The organism is Flavobacterium solisilvae (genome assembly GCF_012911605.1).
Lineage (GTDB): Bacteria > Bacteroidota > Bacteroidia > Flavobacteriales > Flavobacteriaceae > Flavobacterium > Flavobacterium solisilvae.
Genome location: NZ_JAAMPT010000207.1, coordinates 248,833 through 262,691, shown reverse-complemented (window position 1 = coordinate 262,691; position 13,859 = coordinate 248,833). Strand labels below are relative to the sequence as shown.

The 13,859-nt window shown below is 31.7% G+C and carries 12 protein-coding genes; 2 read left to right on the top strand and 10 right to left on the bottom strand.

Annotated features, from left to right (window positions below):
• Window positions 1–211: 211 nt before the first annotated feature.
• The 7 genes from G6042_RS09915 to G6042_RS09885 form a co-directional block, all read right to left on the bottom strand.
• Window positions 212–2,125 carry a tetratricopeptide repeat-containing sensor histidine kinase gene (locus tag G6042_RS09915; RefSeq protein ID WP_169524276.1) on the bottom strand — a complete coding sequence of 638 codons (1,914 nt, stop codon included), beginning with the start codon at window positions 2,123–2,125 and terminating at the stop codon, window positions 212–214.
• Between the two features lie 51 nt (window positions 2,126–2,176).
• Window positions 2,177–2,455, bottom strand: a complete 279-nt coding sequence (locus tag G6042_RS09910; RefSeq protein WP_169524275.1) for a hypothetical protein — start codon at window positions 2,453–2,455, stop codon at window positions 2,177–2,179.
• A gap of 124 nt (window positions 2,456–2,579) precedes the next feature.
• Window positions 2,580–3,128: a DUF6252 family protein gene (locus G6042_RS09905; RefSeq protein WP_169524274.1), complete on the bottom strand. Its 549-nt coding sequence runs from the start codon at window positions 3,126–3,128 to the stop codon at window positions 2,580–2,582.
• Between the two features lie 94 nt (window positions 3,129–3,222).
• Window positions 3,223–4,647 (bottom strand): PD40 domain-containing protein, encoded by a 1,425-nt coding sequence (locus G6042_RS09900; RefSeq protein WP_169524273.1) that lies wholly within the window; start codon window positions 4,645–4,647, stop codon window positions 3,223–3,225.
• Window positions 4,648–4,716: 69 nt separating this feature from the next.
• Window positions 4,717–6,531: an outer membrane protein assembly factor BamB family protein gene (locus tag G6042_RS09895; protein WP_169524272.1), complete on the bottom strand. Its 1,815-nt coding sequence runs from the start codon at window positions 6,529–6,531 to the stop codon at window positions 4,717–4,719.
• Window positions 6,532–6,560: 29 nt separating this feature from the next.
• Complete coding sequence (locus G6042_RS09890; protein ID WP_169524271.1) at window positions 6,561–6,932, bottom strand: hypothetical protein; 372 nt, start codon at window positions 6,930–6,932, stop codon at window positions 6,561–6,563.
• Window positions 6,933–7,007: 75 nt separating this feature from the next.
• Window positions 7,008–7,958: a GSCFA domain-containing protein gene (locus G6042_RS09885; protein ID WP_169524270.1), complete on the bottom strand. Its 951-nt coding sequence runs from the start codon at window positions 7,956–7,958 to the stop codon at window positions 7,008–7,010.
• 152 nt (window positions 7,959–8,110) lie between these two features.
• Between G6042_RS09885 and G6042_RS09880 the strand changes: the two genes are divergently transcribed.
• A complete protein-coding gene (locus G6042_RS09880; RefSeq protein ID WP_169524269.1) occupies window positions 8,111–8,575 on the top strand; it encodes a hypothetical protein in 465 nt (154 codons plus the stop codon).
• 82 nt (window positions 8,576–8,657) lie between these two features.
• Window positions 8,658–9,140 carry a nuclear transport factor 2 family protein gene (locus tag G6042_RS09875; RefSeq protein ID WP_235933268.1) on the top strand — a complete coding sequence of 161 codons (483 nt, stop codon included), beginning with the start codon at window positions 8,658–8,660 and terminating at the stop codon, window positions 9,138–9,140.
• Between the two features lie 80 nt (window positions 9,141–9,220).
• Here G6042_RS09875 and G6042_RS09870 read toward each other — a convergent pair whose 3' ends face one another.
• The 3 genes from G6042_RS09870 to alaS all read right to left on the bottom strand — a co-directional run bounded on the left by G6042_RS09870 (window position 9,221) and on the right by alaS (window position 13,722).
• A complete protein-coding gene (locus G6042_RS09870) occupies window positions 9,221–10,015 on the bottom strand; it encodes a hypothetical protein (RefSeq protein WP_169524268.1) in 795 nt (264 codons plus the stop codon).
• 201 nt (window positions 10,016–10,216) lie between these two features.
• A complete protein-coding gene (locus tag G6042_RS09865; RefSeq protein WP_169524267.1) occupies window positions 10,217–11,005 on the bottom strand; it encodes a hypothetical protein in 789 nt (262 codons plus the stop codon).
• An 80-nt stretch (window positions 11,006–11,085) separates the two neighbouring features.
• On the bottom strand, window positions 11,086–13,722 hold the full coding sequence (alaS, locus tag G6042_RS09860; protein WP_169524266.1) for an alanine--tRNA ligase: 2,637 nt from the start codon (window positions 13,720–13,722) through the stop codon (window positions 11,086–11,088).
• Window positions 13,723–13,859: the final 137 nt, after the last annotated feature.

Here is a 13,859-nt window from a genome sequence, read left to right as displayed (position 1 = left end):
CAAAAAAACTACACCTGCTAAAAAAAGTCCTTTCCAAACCTGAAGTATTGTGCTTGACTCAATATGGTTTGAAAAGGACAACAATAAAAACAACCGTTTTTACATTTAATACAGTATTAAACACCACATTTAACTAAACAAAGATGGTTGTAATGGTTGAAAAAAAAAATACGGCAAATGCCGTATTTTTTTAAGTAATAATTCCGATGAATTAAACTTTTTTACACTTTTTAGGAATAGTAATTTTTATTTTAGTTCCTTTATTTTCATTAGATTGAATATCAAAAAACCCATTAACATCTGAAATTCTTTTTTTCATATTCACTATTCCATTTCCTAGTGAAACCTCATCAATATTGAAACCTTTACCATCGTCATTAATTAAAATTTCAATATCGTCTTGGTTTGGTTTGATGTCTATTGAAATAGTTTTCGAATTAGCATATTTCATGCTGTTATTTATCGCTTCTTGAATGGTTCGGTAGATATTCATTCCTTCCACCGAAGAAAACTTGCATTCTTTCAATTGACTATCAACAGTAAAATTAAAGCTGATATCGGTTTTTGCAATTTTGGCTTTTTCAATGAAATTATGAATTCGAATTTGCAAATCTTCAAAGGTAATTTCACTTTTATTCATTGCCCAAATGGTATCGCGAAGCTCGATTATAGTTGACTTTGCAAAATCACTAATTCCTGAAAGTTTATTATCTAATTTACTATTTGTAATGTCAAAAGCATATTTTATATTATCAACCGACGAAATAATAAACGTCAACTGCGAACCAATATTATCGTGTAAATCTCTTGAAATTTGCAATCGTTGTTCTTGTAATTTGTTCTGAGTTTCAATCTTTGCAATTGCCGATTTTAGTTCAAATTCTTGCTTTTGTTGTTTGTTTTTTAATTTCTGTTGACGATAAATTAAGTAACTAATTATCAACAGACCAACTACAATAAGCGACAAAATTATAAACTGAGTATTTTTCTTTTTAATTAAATTTTCGCGTTCAACTACTTTAGATTTTACTTGTAACAATTCTTTTTCTTTTTTCTCGTTTTGGTATTTTGCTTCAAGTTCGGCAAACGTTTTAGCTCGTTTAGCATCAAAAACCGAATCCCGAAGTTTTATATATTTTTCATGATCTTCGGTGGCATGTTTATATTTTTTTGCTTTGGTAAAAAACTTAGCTCGCTGAGCATATAAATCTCTGAGTTTTTCGGCACTTTTACTTTTACTAGCAAAATCATGCGCTTTGACAAAAAGTTTTTCGGCTTCAGAAAAATTATTCAATTCTGATTCTATGGTGGCAAGATTGGTAAATAATGTTGCTCTTTCGTAAAAAAAACGTGTGTTTAAAATATTTTTTGAAGCATCTGATTTCATTTCAGAAATTTTCAAACCTATTTTTAACCAATGTTTAGCTTCTTTGTATTTCTTTTGTTTTAAAAGTGTATTCCCAATATTGTTGTATGTACTTGGAATGTTTAGTGTGTCTTTGCCTTTAAAATAGTGAAAAACTTTTTTGTGATAAAATAATGCGCTATCAGGTTTATTCCAATCGTCATAATTAATTGCGATTGCATTTAGCGTTTGCCAAATTGCACCAGCATCTGCATCTTTTTTTTGGAGCAACATTTTTAATGCCTTTTTTCCAAAATAAATTCCTTTTTCATAACTTTCATAATCGTGATAATCCCTAGAAAGCTGTGTATTGAAGTAAGAAATCCATCCATCTTTTTTTTCTTTTTCGGCTTTTTTTAATCCTTTTAATGAATACTCAATTGCTTTGTCATATTTCCCTTGATTATTATAAACATTATTCAAGTTGCTATAAACGGTCATAAGCGAATTCAAATCGCCTTTATTTTCAAGAATTTTTATTGCTTTTTGTCCATAAAAAACAGCACTATCATATTGATTTAAATCGGCAAAACGAGCATTTTTACAGAAATAAAACTGAGCTTGATCGTCTTTACTTTTGATTTTACTTTTGGCTAGATTAAAATAATAGTTAGACGAGTCCTTTGAAGAATATGCTTTAAACAATACATCTTTCAATTCTTGTGAAAAAGAATAGAAACAATTAAACAGTATTAATAAAACAAGTGTACTTTTTTTCATCTTAGTATTTTGCACTATAAATGTATCAAATTTGTTAAATAATATGGTTCATTATTCTTTTTTTTGATAATTTTCTTCAAATAACTGAAAACTTAGTTCAAAAACATCTCGATTTATTTCATTCACAATTTGATTTAATCGGTCTCTAAACTCAACAGAAATATTGATTTGACAATTCTGCATTTCTTGTTGACTATTTAAATCATTTATTAATTGATTTAACAGTTTCAATTTAGATTTGTATTTATTTCTATCAATAACTATTTTATTTGCTAAGCAAAATATAACCAATAGAAGCAACAAAAATACTATAGCCAATAAATATTCCATCTCATATTAAATTTACAGTACAAATTTGTACAAAGAACTTTAACAAAAGAATACGACAAATGCCTTATTAACAAAAAAAGGCCTAGTTTAAAACTAGGCCTTTTTAAAATTAAAATTCAGAAAATTAGTTTCCAGTTGTAAAATCTAAATTGAATGCACCATTTGTTACCGCTTTAGTATCTGTTCCTTCTTGATTTTTACCAGTAAAATTGAAAGTTCCTTTAATTGTAGTATCTGTAATTTCACTAATAGTAATTGAACCGACAACACCTGAATCTTCATAAGGTGCAGCCCAAGTTGTAAAGGTTGATGCCGCAGGATTTGACAAATTAATTTCTGTTTCCGTATAAGTTCCAACAGCAGAAATTGTTGTATCAGTGCCAATTTCGAAAGTTCCAGGTTGACCATCAACTCCGTTTAAAATTAATTGAATTGCGTTTCCTTCTTCGTCACTTCCTTGAATAGCAATCATATAAGCTCCACCACCAATTGCGTTTTTTGATGCAAAGCTTGCTATTTCCATTGATTTGAAATTAGAACCTCCAACTTTAGCTTTTATAGTTCCATTTGCAGCAGAACCTCCGCCACCACCATTATCATCACCGCTACAAGAAGAAAGTAAAGTTGCCATTACAAAAGTTAACATTAATCCGAATTGTTTCATTGTTTTCATAATATTTGTTTATTAAGTTATTGGACAAAATTGCTTCACAAACGAATAGCAATCAATAAGGCATTTGTCGTATTTTGACACTTTTTAACAAATTTTATTCTTGTTTTAGTACTGATTTAGGCAAATTAATCGTTTTAATAACCTGATTTCCATCTTGCATGGAGATAAAATATAGCTGTTCCGAATGCTCGTCATAAAAAGGCAATCCGTCAAAATCATTAGAATTTACTTTACTACCTAAATTAATGGGTTCTGACCAATTCTTCCACGTATCATCTAATCGATACGTTATAAAAATATCATAATCGCCATAAGTACTAAAACCGTTGCTGCTAAACAATAAAGTCTTATTATCCGACAGAAGATGGCACATGCCTTCATCGGCAGCAGAATTAATTATTTTACCCATATTTTGAAGAAGTCCAAAAGTTCCGTCTTCTTTTTTATGAGTAAAATATAAATCGGTTCCGCCTTGAGTAAAATCGGTTTCGATTGCCATGATTAACGTTTTACCATCACTTGTCATCGTGGCATCGGCAGTATCATCATAATTATTATACGCTGCAATTTTTACAGCACCAAGCGATTGATAACCGTCTGTTGTTGGCGCAAACAATTCAAATCCGGAATTAGTATTTCCTTTGGTTGTTGGGTTTCCACCTTTTAAAAGATAATTTGCACCAGTATGTTCAACGTAGTTGTAACTGTTATTCGAATTTAATGTTTTTTCAAACGTTTTATTGCTCCAATTTCCGTTTACATCTTTGGTAAACGAGTAGATTTCGTCTTTTCCATCTTTGCCATGAGTAATAAATAATTTCTTTCCGTCATGAGAAATCGTTGGGTTTACTGGTATTGATTCGTCCAAAAAAAGCACTTTAGAATCTGGTAGTTTTTCAAATTTAGAATATGTATTTACATTGACTAAAATTGGATTTTCTGAATCAGAAATTCCAATAGCGTCAATTTGTTTTTGACCTGGAATTAGAGCAAAATTAAATTCTACTCTAACGGCAACTACATTGGCAACAGCTGTTTCAAGAATTGCATATTCTATTGCAGGATTTACATTTACATCTGGCGATTTATGAATTTTTCGTCGTTTTCTACCAAAATAATAACTTCTATCCGAGTGCAAGGTTGATTTATAACTTGGTGTTTGCCAGTCTTTTTTTCGATACCAAACCGTTTGATATTTTCCGTTTCCAGTATCAACTCCAATTTTCACCACACAACCTGCGTTTAGATTTTCAAAAATAGCAACTTGTTTTACGGTTTGCGGTTTTTCAAAAGCTACTTCTACAAATTCATATCCATCGAGCGCATTTTTTGGTATCCAAGCATTTGGTGAACTTCCGCCTTGAGGAAAAGCATCGGGTTTGCCCAGAATTCTTTTAATTCCGTGTTGTTTTCCGCCTAAATCGGTTGAATATTTTATCACTTTATGTGCAAATTGAACTTGCTGCGAATAGCTTGAAAAAACAACAAAAAGACAAAAAATAGCGTATCTTTTTTTCATAATTTATTGTGTTAAAAAAAGGACTACAACACGTGCAGTCCTTTTGCTTAAACTCTCCAAAAAAAAATATTAATTATTTACTCTAATTTTCTCGGCTTTTTTTCCTTTGAAAGCAAAAATATATTCGCCATCGCCCGAAATATCAATTCCAGCACCATACGTTGGACTTCCACCTTTTCCTTTTGATTCTACTGAACCTTTGGTTTCGCCATTAGTCATATCGATACCAAAAATTCTGTTTTTGGAATTTCTTTGATCTCTAAGAAAATAGTTTCCGCCAATTTCATAGAAATAATCTACACCTTTGATTTTTTCTGAAGCATATGCTCGCGAACCATCTTTTTTATTGTAAGAAGCCAATCCTTTTTCTGAAAGTACAACTACTTTATCATTAAAATCAATAACATCTGTAGCCTTACCCACTTTAGCATCGTTATGTTTTACATCAAATAATTGATTTCCAGAAGCAATATCATATCCATAAAACTCATCACCATCACCAACAAATACTGATTTATCTTCGTGAACTATTAAATCGGTAATTCGTTTATCAAATTTTTCAGAACGCCATGACGTTTGTCCAGTTTTATCGTCAATCGCTAAAACGCCATTTTTTTGTGCTTTATAATCCCAATAAATGTAGGCAACAGTTTCTTTATAACTTCCTCCCATTGGATTTGACCTTGTTTCTTGACGAAGTTCTTGCACTTGTACTTTTCCACCAATCTGAAGGAGTATTTTGCCATTGGCTCTGTACAAATTCGGCATACTGAATGCTCCTGTAATTTTCTCCGAAGCCCAAAGTAATTTACCACTTTCCAAATCATGTTTTTCAACATATTTCGTTCTGTCACGCGTTCCAAACATCACTAAATAAACGGCATCATCGGTAAAAACTGGATCGGCAATTGTTCTGTAATATTTTTTATTTAATGTACTAGAGAACAATCCTTTTCCGCCGCCATCCATATCATTTTCATAAATTGCTTCCCAAAGTTTTTGCCCGTTGTTGATGTTATAAACCTGCAATCCGTTTAAATACATGTATAATTTATCGCCTTTAATCCAAAGGTCAACAATAGCTCTTCGTGTCACCAATTCTTTCTCGATTGTTCCCATAAAAGTTGCATCCCAAAGCACATCACCATTAGTTGCATTGATTTTCACTAACTGATTTTTAAATCCGGCAAACAAAGCTCCAAGTGCTGTTGGTTTAAAATTAATCATGATGATTTCGTTTCGTTTTGCATCATAAATGTATTTTCCAACACCACCTTTAAAACGATTGGTTTCCCAAATTTTTTCGCCAGTATTAGCATTTACTAAAATAACCGAAGCTTTTTGTGAAATTAAAAACGCATCCAATTCGAAGATGTATTTTACCGTTTCCAATTCACCTTCATCTGTACCTTCAACATTTTTGGTTCCGCCTTTTGGCAAAAGATTTTGATATTGTTCAGAATTCCACAATTCTTTTCCAGTAGCAACATCAATTACTGCTACTCTATCGGTTCCCAATTTTCTTTCGTCAAAAAGAAATAAATAACCGCCTTTTCCTTCACCTTTGTGAATAATATACTGGTATTCACATTTGTTGGTTTTGTTAGTTGTAATTTTTTTATAATCGCCACTCCAAACGGTTTTTCCATTAGCATCTAAAACCGTAGCCGAATTATCATCGGTTCCAAGAATATATTCACCACTGTTTACCGCAACGGCAAGTCGTGTTGCTTTGTTATCAAATTCTGACTCCCAAACGGTGGCAAAACTTCCCGATTTTTTTCCGGCCGATTTACCTTTGCCAAGTAATTTTCCTAATTGAGCATTTGCTGGTAATGTGAAAGCTAAAAGTAGCGTCATCATTACTAAAGATATTTTTCTCATTTTGATTTGTTTTTATTGTTTTTTTATTGTTAAAAAGTTAAGGTGTGACGAATTTTATGTCGCTGTTGTTTTTGAAGTTTGAATTGGAATTTATGTTCCAAAATATAATCGGACATGAAATTGATGAAATCAATGTTTTTGATATCGCTTTCCACTTTAAAGAAAGTTGACACTTTGCCGCTGTGAACAATTCCAATATCAACGGTCATTGTTCCTTTGACATCGGCAAATTTTTTGTTCTTTTTTTTGACAAATTCGGGAGATTTAAAAAGTTCATCGACTTCTTTTATTACCGTTTCGGCAATAATTTCTTCGTCAGTGTGAACTGGACGTTGCGCTTGAACATTTTGACAAAAAAACACAATGCCAAAAATGCACATAATGGTTTTTAAGGTTTTCATAATTTAGGTTGTTAAATACTAAGCAAACCTATAGTATAAACCTAAGCCAAGAAATACGTCAAATGTCGTATTTTGTTAAAACGTGATGTGAGGAAATTGGGCTTGCAGTTTTGTAATCTTTTGATTAAGAGCAAGTAAAAATTGCTGATGCGCAGGCGTATTTGGATTAAATGGTCGATGTTGCAATCCTTTTTGAATGTTACAAACTTCTTGCATGGTTTGAAATTCTTTTTCGTTTACATAATTTTCAAAGAATTTTATCCAAATAAAATCAATGGCTTGCTGACTTGGATGCAACATATCATTGGCATAAAAACGATAATCACGAAGTTCGTCCATCATGATTTCATAGGAAGGAAAATAGTTAGCAGTTGTCGGTTGTCGATTGACAGTTTTAAAAACTGCTGAAAGTAAATGTGCTTTACTGACATTGTTTTCAAAAAAACCGTCTTTACTGTGTCGAACAGGTGAAACGGTAAAAATGAATTTTGCGTTAGTGTTTACCGAAGTTATATTTGAAATGATATTTTGCAGACTTTGCTCGATTTGCTCCGCCGAAAGCAACTCTTTTTCAAACTCTTTTTGAGGTACTTTATGGCAATTGGCAACAATTTCATTGGTTGATTTTAATTTGTAAACCCAAGAAGTTCCAAGCGTAATTAAAACATGAGTTGCTTCGGAAATTTGTTTATTTGTTACATCGATGAGGTTGTTTAATTGAGCTAGCAATTCGTTTTTATCTGTATTGGACAATTCTGAATGCACTTCGTAGCAATGCCATAAATCGTTGTGAAATAAAATATCATTTTCGGTGAAATACGTTTTTGAAACACAACGACTGATTATTTTTTCGAGCGAAACCGGATTGAAAATAATTCCAAAAGGATTTACCGTGTTTTGAAACTTAAAATAGTTGAATTTTTCACCAATGTTTTCGGCAAAACAAGAACCAATAGATATTAATTTTGAACGGTAATCTATTGCATTTGAATATTTAGAAATAGGAATTGGCGTTGAAAATTGCATTTCTTTTTTTGGTAAATATAAGGAATTTGAAAATCTAATAAATAAACCTTTTCCAAAGTTTGAAAGTTTGACTAAGGTGATAATTCATAGCACGAAAATATTAATTATATTTGTTTGAAAAGACTAAAACTTATGCAAATTCGAGCTTTAAAATGAAAAAAATCAAAATAGTATTCTTAGTCATTTTATTTCTTTTGATGTCTTATTTTGCATTTCAAAAAAGAGAACTAAATCTTAAAGGCAATTGGAATATAGAAAAATTAATTCTTGATGGTCAAGAATACAATTCTACAGCGATAGAAAAAATGTTACAGCAAAACTCAGGAATTTTTATTGATGATTGGGGTGATACAATTCACCTCTCAAAAGGTTCGGATAAAGTTAGTGCACATTTTAAAATTATTAAAAAAATTAATGACAATTATGTGGTTAAACTTTATTCTAAGGAAAAATCACTTAATGGAAATTTTGACATGACTATTGACACACTACATTTAGGACCAATGTCATATAGAGTTCATGTAAGATTACAATCGAAAAAAACAAAATTATTTTTTAAAAAAACAAGAAATATTGGACCATGGAAACCTGAATTTCCAAGAAAAGGTCAAGTTTAATTCAATATTATAAATCTAACAATTTTTAAAAAAGCCTTTTAAGATTTACTAACTTTGATGAAATTAACTCAATAACCTAAAAATGAAATTCAAAACTGTTCTAGTATTGATTGTTGTGTTTTGTTGTGAAACTGTTTTGGCGCAGCAACCTAAAATTAAGCCTTATGTTCCAGTTGACGAAGTATTGCAAAAAGAAATTGAAGCAATGGACAAAGCGTTTTTTGATGCTTATAATTCGTGTGATATGAAAACTCAAGCCAGTTTTTATTCCGATGAAATTGAGTTTTTTCATGATAAAGCTGGATTGCTAAAAGACAAAGCCACGTTGCTTTCAGCCACCGAAAAAAATATTTGTGGCAAAGTAACTCGACATTTAATTCCTAACAGTATTGAGGTTTATCCCATTGCCGATTATGGTGTAATTGAAATTGGGTATCATTGGTTTTTTAACAAACAAGAACCCGACGAACCAACAAAAGCGAGTAAGTTTATTATTTTTTGGAAAAAAGAAAATGACACCAAAGCTATAGGATGGAAAATCACAAAAGTTGTTAGCCTGCATTAACTTAAACTCACAGTCAAATGATTTCATAAAAAACCTCGCTTAGCAATAAACGAGGTTTTTACTATTTACAATATTGCGAATTAATAATATTCATATAGGTATTGATAAACTCCCGAAAAACTTCCTGTAGCATAACGCGATGTTGGGAAATTATTGTTGTTGTATTCTAACTCAAAATCCACTTGAGTATCGATTACGTTTGGAGAAAAATAAGTAGTTTGTTGCAACAAATTGTGGTTTAAACCAAATAATCCGTTATTGATGAACGAATACAATTTAATAGCTTTGTAACCCGTTACATTTTGAAATGGATTTTTCAAGTTATCATACACATAATCAATAGTGTAATTCATATCTGTTGATACATAATCCTTTTTAACCACTTCGCCATTCAATAAATAAAACGTAGTGGTTTGATTTGTTGAATTCTCTTGAACCGAAGTATTTCCGTGAAAAGTTTGAACAATTACTGTTCCTGCCAAAGTATAATTGAAAACCGTTCTAAAACCATAATTTCTAGAAGGTTCAACTTTTACAACCTCAGCCAACTGATTAGAACTATTGTAGTTTAAGGTTGTTATAGCCAATAATTGATTGTCATTAGAATAGGTTTTGATTTCGGTTATTAAATCGTTTGTGTAAGCATATTTGTCATAGCCAACACCATTGGTTTGTCCTTGAATATCAAAAGCTACTTTAGAAAGTTTTGTTCCTTTATAGTAAAACTTGTGTACTGCATTTTGACCTAAATCAACCGATTGGATTTTTTTAAGCAAAGTCACACTTCCTGACGAATCAGAATCTGATGAACACGAAGTTAAAGCTAGAGAAATAATGGATAGAAATATCCAAAAATAAGAATTCAATTTTTTCATTTTGCATTAGCGGTTTTGAGGCATCAAAAACATTGGGGATACTTTTGATAGTTCAAATGTAACTACGCTGATTATAAAGCCAAAAAACTTTCGATGAAAGGTTTTAATTTCAGATTAATGGCAGATTTTAATCTATTTAAACTAAAAAACCCTTTTAAAGTTTATAATTTTAAAAGGGTTTTGTTTTTTATTTACTGAAACTTATTGATAAACAAACCCATAACAAGGCAAATCACTGCATGACGTAATTTGATCGTTAGAACAATAAAAAATAGGGTAATTAGCTGAATTATAAGTAATACCATAATCAACAACCTCACAGTCGATATTATTTCCTTCTTGAATTCTTTTTGTGCAATTATTCTGATTACCGTTATGCAACATGAAATAAAAGCCATCTGCTAATTCTCCGAGTATATTCAACTTATTGTAACCAACAACTTGACTCATTGGATTATTACCAGAATCATATTCATAAGTTGTAATCAAATCGCCAAAACTAAACGTAGCTTCTGTTTTAATTATTTCGTTGTTTTCAAAATAATTCAAAACGCTATAATCAAAATTGTTTTGAGAGGTTAAATTACCTGAATAGTACTTGACCAAAACAGTTCCATCACTATTGTAAACTAATTCTTGTTTAGTTCCATAGTTATTGTCATAGAACAAAAGTACAGAAGAAATCAATTCATCGTTTGCATTATACTGAAAAGTCTTTTTTGAAACTAAACTCAAATTTCTGTTGAACTCTCTAATTTCTGTAATTAAATTTCCTGTGTAAGTATATCGCTTTATCCCATGTTTTGAAACAACTTTAGAAATTTTATTACCTTCATAATAATAATCATAATTTACGAATCCAGTCATTCCTGAAACCGTAAATCTCTTCAAAAAACCAACTGGAACATTCTGATTTTCTTGTTCAGGATTTGAATTACATGAAGAAAAAATTAAAATTAGAACTGTAAAATAACAAATTAGCTTTTTCATAGAACATCATTTTTATACAAATAAAATAAAAAACTGACAAAATCACAAATATTTGTCAGTTTTATTTATTGATTGTAATTCTACTTCAAAAACTCAACCGCTTTCTCCAAAGATTCCTTAATTCCATTTACATTTTTACCTTTTCCAGAAGCAAAAAATGGCTGTCCTCCGCCGTTTCCATCGATGTATTTACCTAATTCTCTGATTACATTTCCAGCGTTTAATCCTTTTTCAGCAACTAATTCTTTTGAAATATAACAGTGAATATTTGGCGCATTATCTTCAACAGAAGCTAAAAATACGAATGAATTTGGTTTAGAAGTCCCGATGGCTTGCGCTAAATCTTTAGTTGCACTCATGGATAAATCAACTTGTTTTGACAAAAAGTTCATTCCGTTTATTTCTTGAAAATCAGCAACTAACATGTTTTTTAATCCGTCAACTTTTTCTTTTAGCAATTGCTCAATTTGTTTTTTCAACTTGGCATTATCATCTTGCAATGAAGCAACCGATTTCAAAATATCTTGAGGATTTTTCAACGTTTCTTTTATTTCTGCTAAAGTTGATTCTTGATTTTTGTAGAAATCTTTCACAGCATCGCCAGTAATGGCTTCAATACGACGAATTCCTGCCGCAACAGCACCTTCAGAAATGATTTTGAAATGCCAAATTTCAGCAGTGTTTTTTACGTGAATTCCACCACACAATTCTTTGCTTTCGCCAAATTCTATCATACGAACGTTATCGCCATATTTTTCGCCAAATAAAGCCATCGCGCCTTTATCTAAAGCTTCTTGAATTGGAATACTTCTATATTCTTGCAATTGCAATTGTGCCTCAATTTGCTCGTTTACACTCGCTTCTACTTGACGTAATTCTTCATCAGAAACTTTAGAAAAATGTGAAAAGTCAAAACGCAAATAGTTTGGATTTACCAACGAACCTTTTTGCTCTACATGCGTTCCAAGAATATTTCTCAAAGCCAAATGCATCAAATGCGTCGCTGAGTGATTTTTAGACGTTGACGTTCTTAAATCGGTGTTGACTTTTGCCATAAAATTTTCGCCAACATTATGTGGCAATGAAGTTGCAAAATGTACAATCAAATTATTTTCTTTTTTGGTATCAATTATTTCCACAACACCTTCATGAGTGTACAAATGACCTTTATCGCCTACTTGTCCGCCGCCTTCAGGATAAAATGGTGTAGCATCAAGAACAATTTGGTATAGAATTCCGTCTTTTTTAGAATCAATTTTACGGTAACGTGTAATTTTTACCTCATTTTCTGTTTGATCATAACCAACGAATGTTTCCACGTTTCCATCAATTAAAACCTTCCAGTCATCAGTAGTTACTTCTGAAGCTGCACGAGAACGTGCTTTTTGTTTTTGTAATTCAGTTTCGAATTCGGTTTCGTTAAACGAATAGTCTTTTTCTTTTAAAATTAAAGCCGTTAAGTCTTTCGGGAAACCAAAAGTATCGTACAATTCAAAAACTTTTTCACCCGAAACTTCTTTTCCAGATGTTTCAGCAACTACTTTATCTAATAATTGTAATCCTTGTTCTAAAGTTCTCAAAAACGAAGCTTCTTCTTCACGAATTACGTTAGTAACCAATTGTTGTTGCGATTTGATTTCTGGAAAAAATTCGCCCATTTGGTTTGCTAAAACTTCTACCAATTTATTGATAAACGGTTCTTTGGTATTCAAAAAGGTAAATCCATAACGAATCGCACGACGTAAAATTCTACGAATTACATAACCTGCGCCAGTATTAGATGGCAATTGTCCATCGGCAATGGCAAAAGCAACAGCACGAACGTGATCTACAATTACACGAATGGCAATGTTCGTTTTGTTTTGTTCTTCTGATATATTTTTTACTTCGTTTGAAGTGTATTTTAATCCTGTGATTTGTTCTACTTTTTCAATTAGCGGCGTAAAAACATCGGTATCATAATTGGAAGTCACATTTTGCATTGCCATACACAAACGCTCAAATCCCATTCCGGTATCAACGTGTTGTGCTGGTAATTTTTCTAACGAACCATCGGCTTTACGGTTGAATTCCATGAAAACGTTGTTCCAAATTTCAACAACCTGTGGATGATCGGCGTTTACTAAACTTCTACCAGAAACTGCAGCTCTTTCAGCATCAGTTCTTAAATCGATATGAATTTCAGAACACGGACCGCACGGACCTTGATCGCCCATTTCCCAAAAGTTGTCTTTTTTATTTCCAAGAATGATACGATCTTCTTGAACGTATTGTTTCCAAATATCGAATGCTTCTTGGTCAAACGGTACATTCTCTGCTGGATTTCCTTCGAAAACAGAAACGTACAAACGGTCTTTGTCTAACTTCAACACTTCGGTTAGAAATTCCCAAGCCCAAGCCAATGCTTCTTTTTTGAAATAATCGCCAAACGACCAGTTACCAAGCATTTCAAACATAGTATGATGATAAGTATCAAAACCTACATCTTCCAAATCGTTGTGTTTTCCTGAAACACGAAGACATTTTTGGGTATCTGCAATTCTTGGACTTTTTGGTGTTCCGTTTCCTAAAAAATATTCTTTGAATTGTGCCATTCCTGAGTTGTTGAACATCAAGGTTGGATCGTCTTTTAGGACAATTGGCGCTGATGGAACTATTAAATGTCCTTTTGATTCAAAGAAATTGAGGTATGCTTTACGAATGTCTTGTGATTTCATTTTAGATTGTTAGATCTTTGGATTATTGAATTTAAAAAAATGGTTTACTGTTTAGCCCTGATTGAAGTGGAAATCCTTTTTTTGATTGTCCAGAAGCGATAGCGGAAGGAAAATTAAAAAAAGATTGCAACGAAAAG

Excerpts from the sequence above, each read along its gene's own strand:
- G6042_RS09875 (WP_235933268.1), top strand. The coding sequence starts at position 8,658 with ATGAAATTCAAAACTGTTCTAGTATTGATTGTTGTGTTTTGTTGTGAA.
- G6042_RS09885 (WP_169524270.1), bottom strand. The coding sequence starts at position 7,958 with ATGCAATTTTCAACGCCAATTCCTATTTCTAAATATTCAAATGCAATA.
- G6042_RS09870 (WP_169524268.1), bottom strand. The coding sequence starts at position 10,015 with ATGAAAAAATTGAATTCTTATTTTTGGATATTTCTATCCATTATTTCT.
- G6042_RS09890 (WP_169524271.1), bottom strand. The coding sequence starts at position 6,932 with ATGAAAACCTTAAAAACCATTATGTGCATTTTTGGCATTGTGTTTTTT.
- G6042_RS09880 (WP_169524269.1), top strand. The coding sequence starts at position 8,111 with ATGAAAAAAATCAAAATAGTATTCTTAGTCATTTTATTTCTTTTGATG.
- G6042_RS09865 (WP_169524267.1), bottom strand. The coding sequence starts at position 11,005 with ATGAAAAAGCTAATTTGTTATTTTACAGTTCTAATTTTAATTTTTTCT.
- G6042_RS09915 (WP_169524276.1), bottom strand. The coding sequence starts at position 2,125 with ATGAAAAAAAGTACACTTGTTTTATTAATACTGTTTAATTGTTTCTAT.
- G6042_RS09895 (WP_169524272.1), bottom strand. The coding sequence starts at position 6,531 with ATGAGAAAAATATCTTTAGTAATGATGACGCTACTTTTAGCTTTCACA.
- G6042_RS09900 (WP_169524273.1), bottom strand. The coding sequence starts at position 4,647 with ATGAAAAAAAGATACGCTATTTTTTGTCTTTTTGTTGTTTTTTCAAGC.
- G6042_RS09910 (WP_169524275.1), bottom strand. The coding sequence starts at position 2,455 with ATGGAATATTTATTGGCTATAGTATTTTTGTTGCTTCTATTGGTTATA.
- G6042_RS09905 (WP_169524274.1), bottom strand. The coding sequence starts at position 3,128 with ATGAAAACAATGAAACAATTCGGATTAATGTTAACTTTTGTAATGGCA.
- alaS (WP_169524266.1), bottom strand. The coding sequence starts at position 13,722 with ATGAAATCACAAGACATTCGTAAAGCATACCTCAATTTCTTTGAATCA.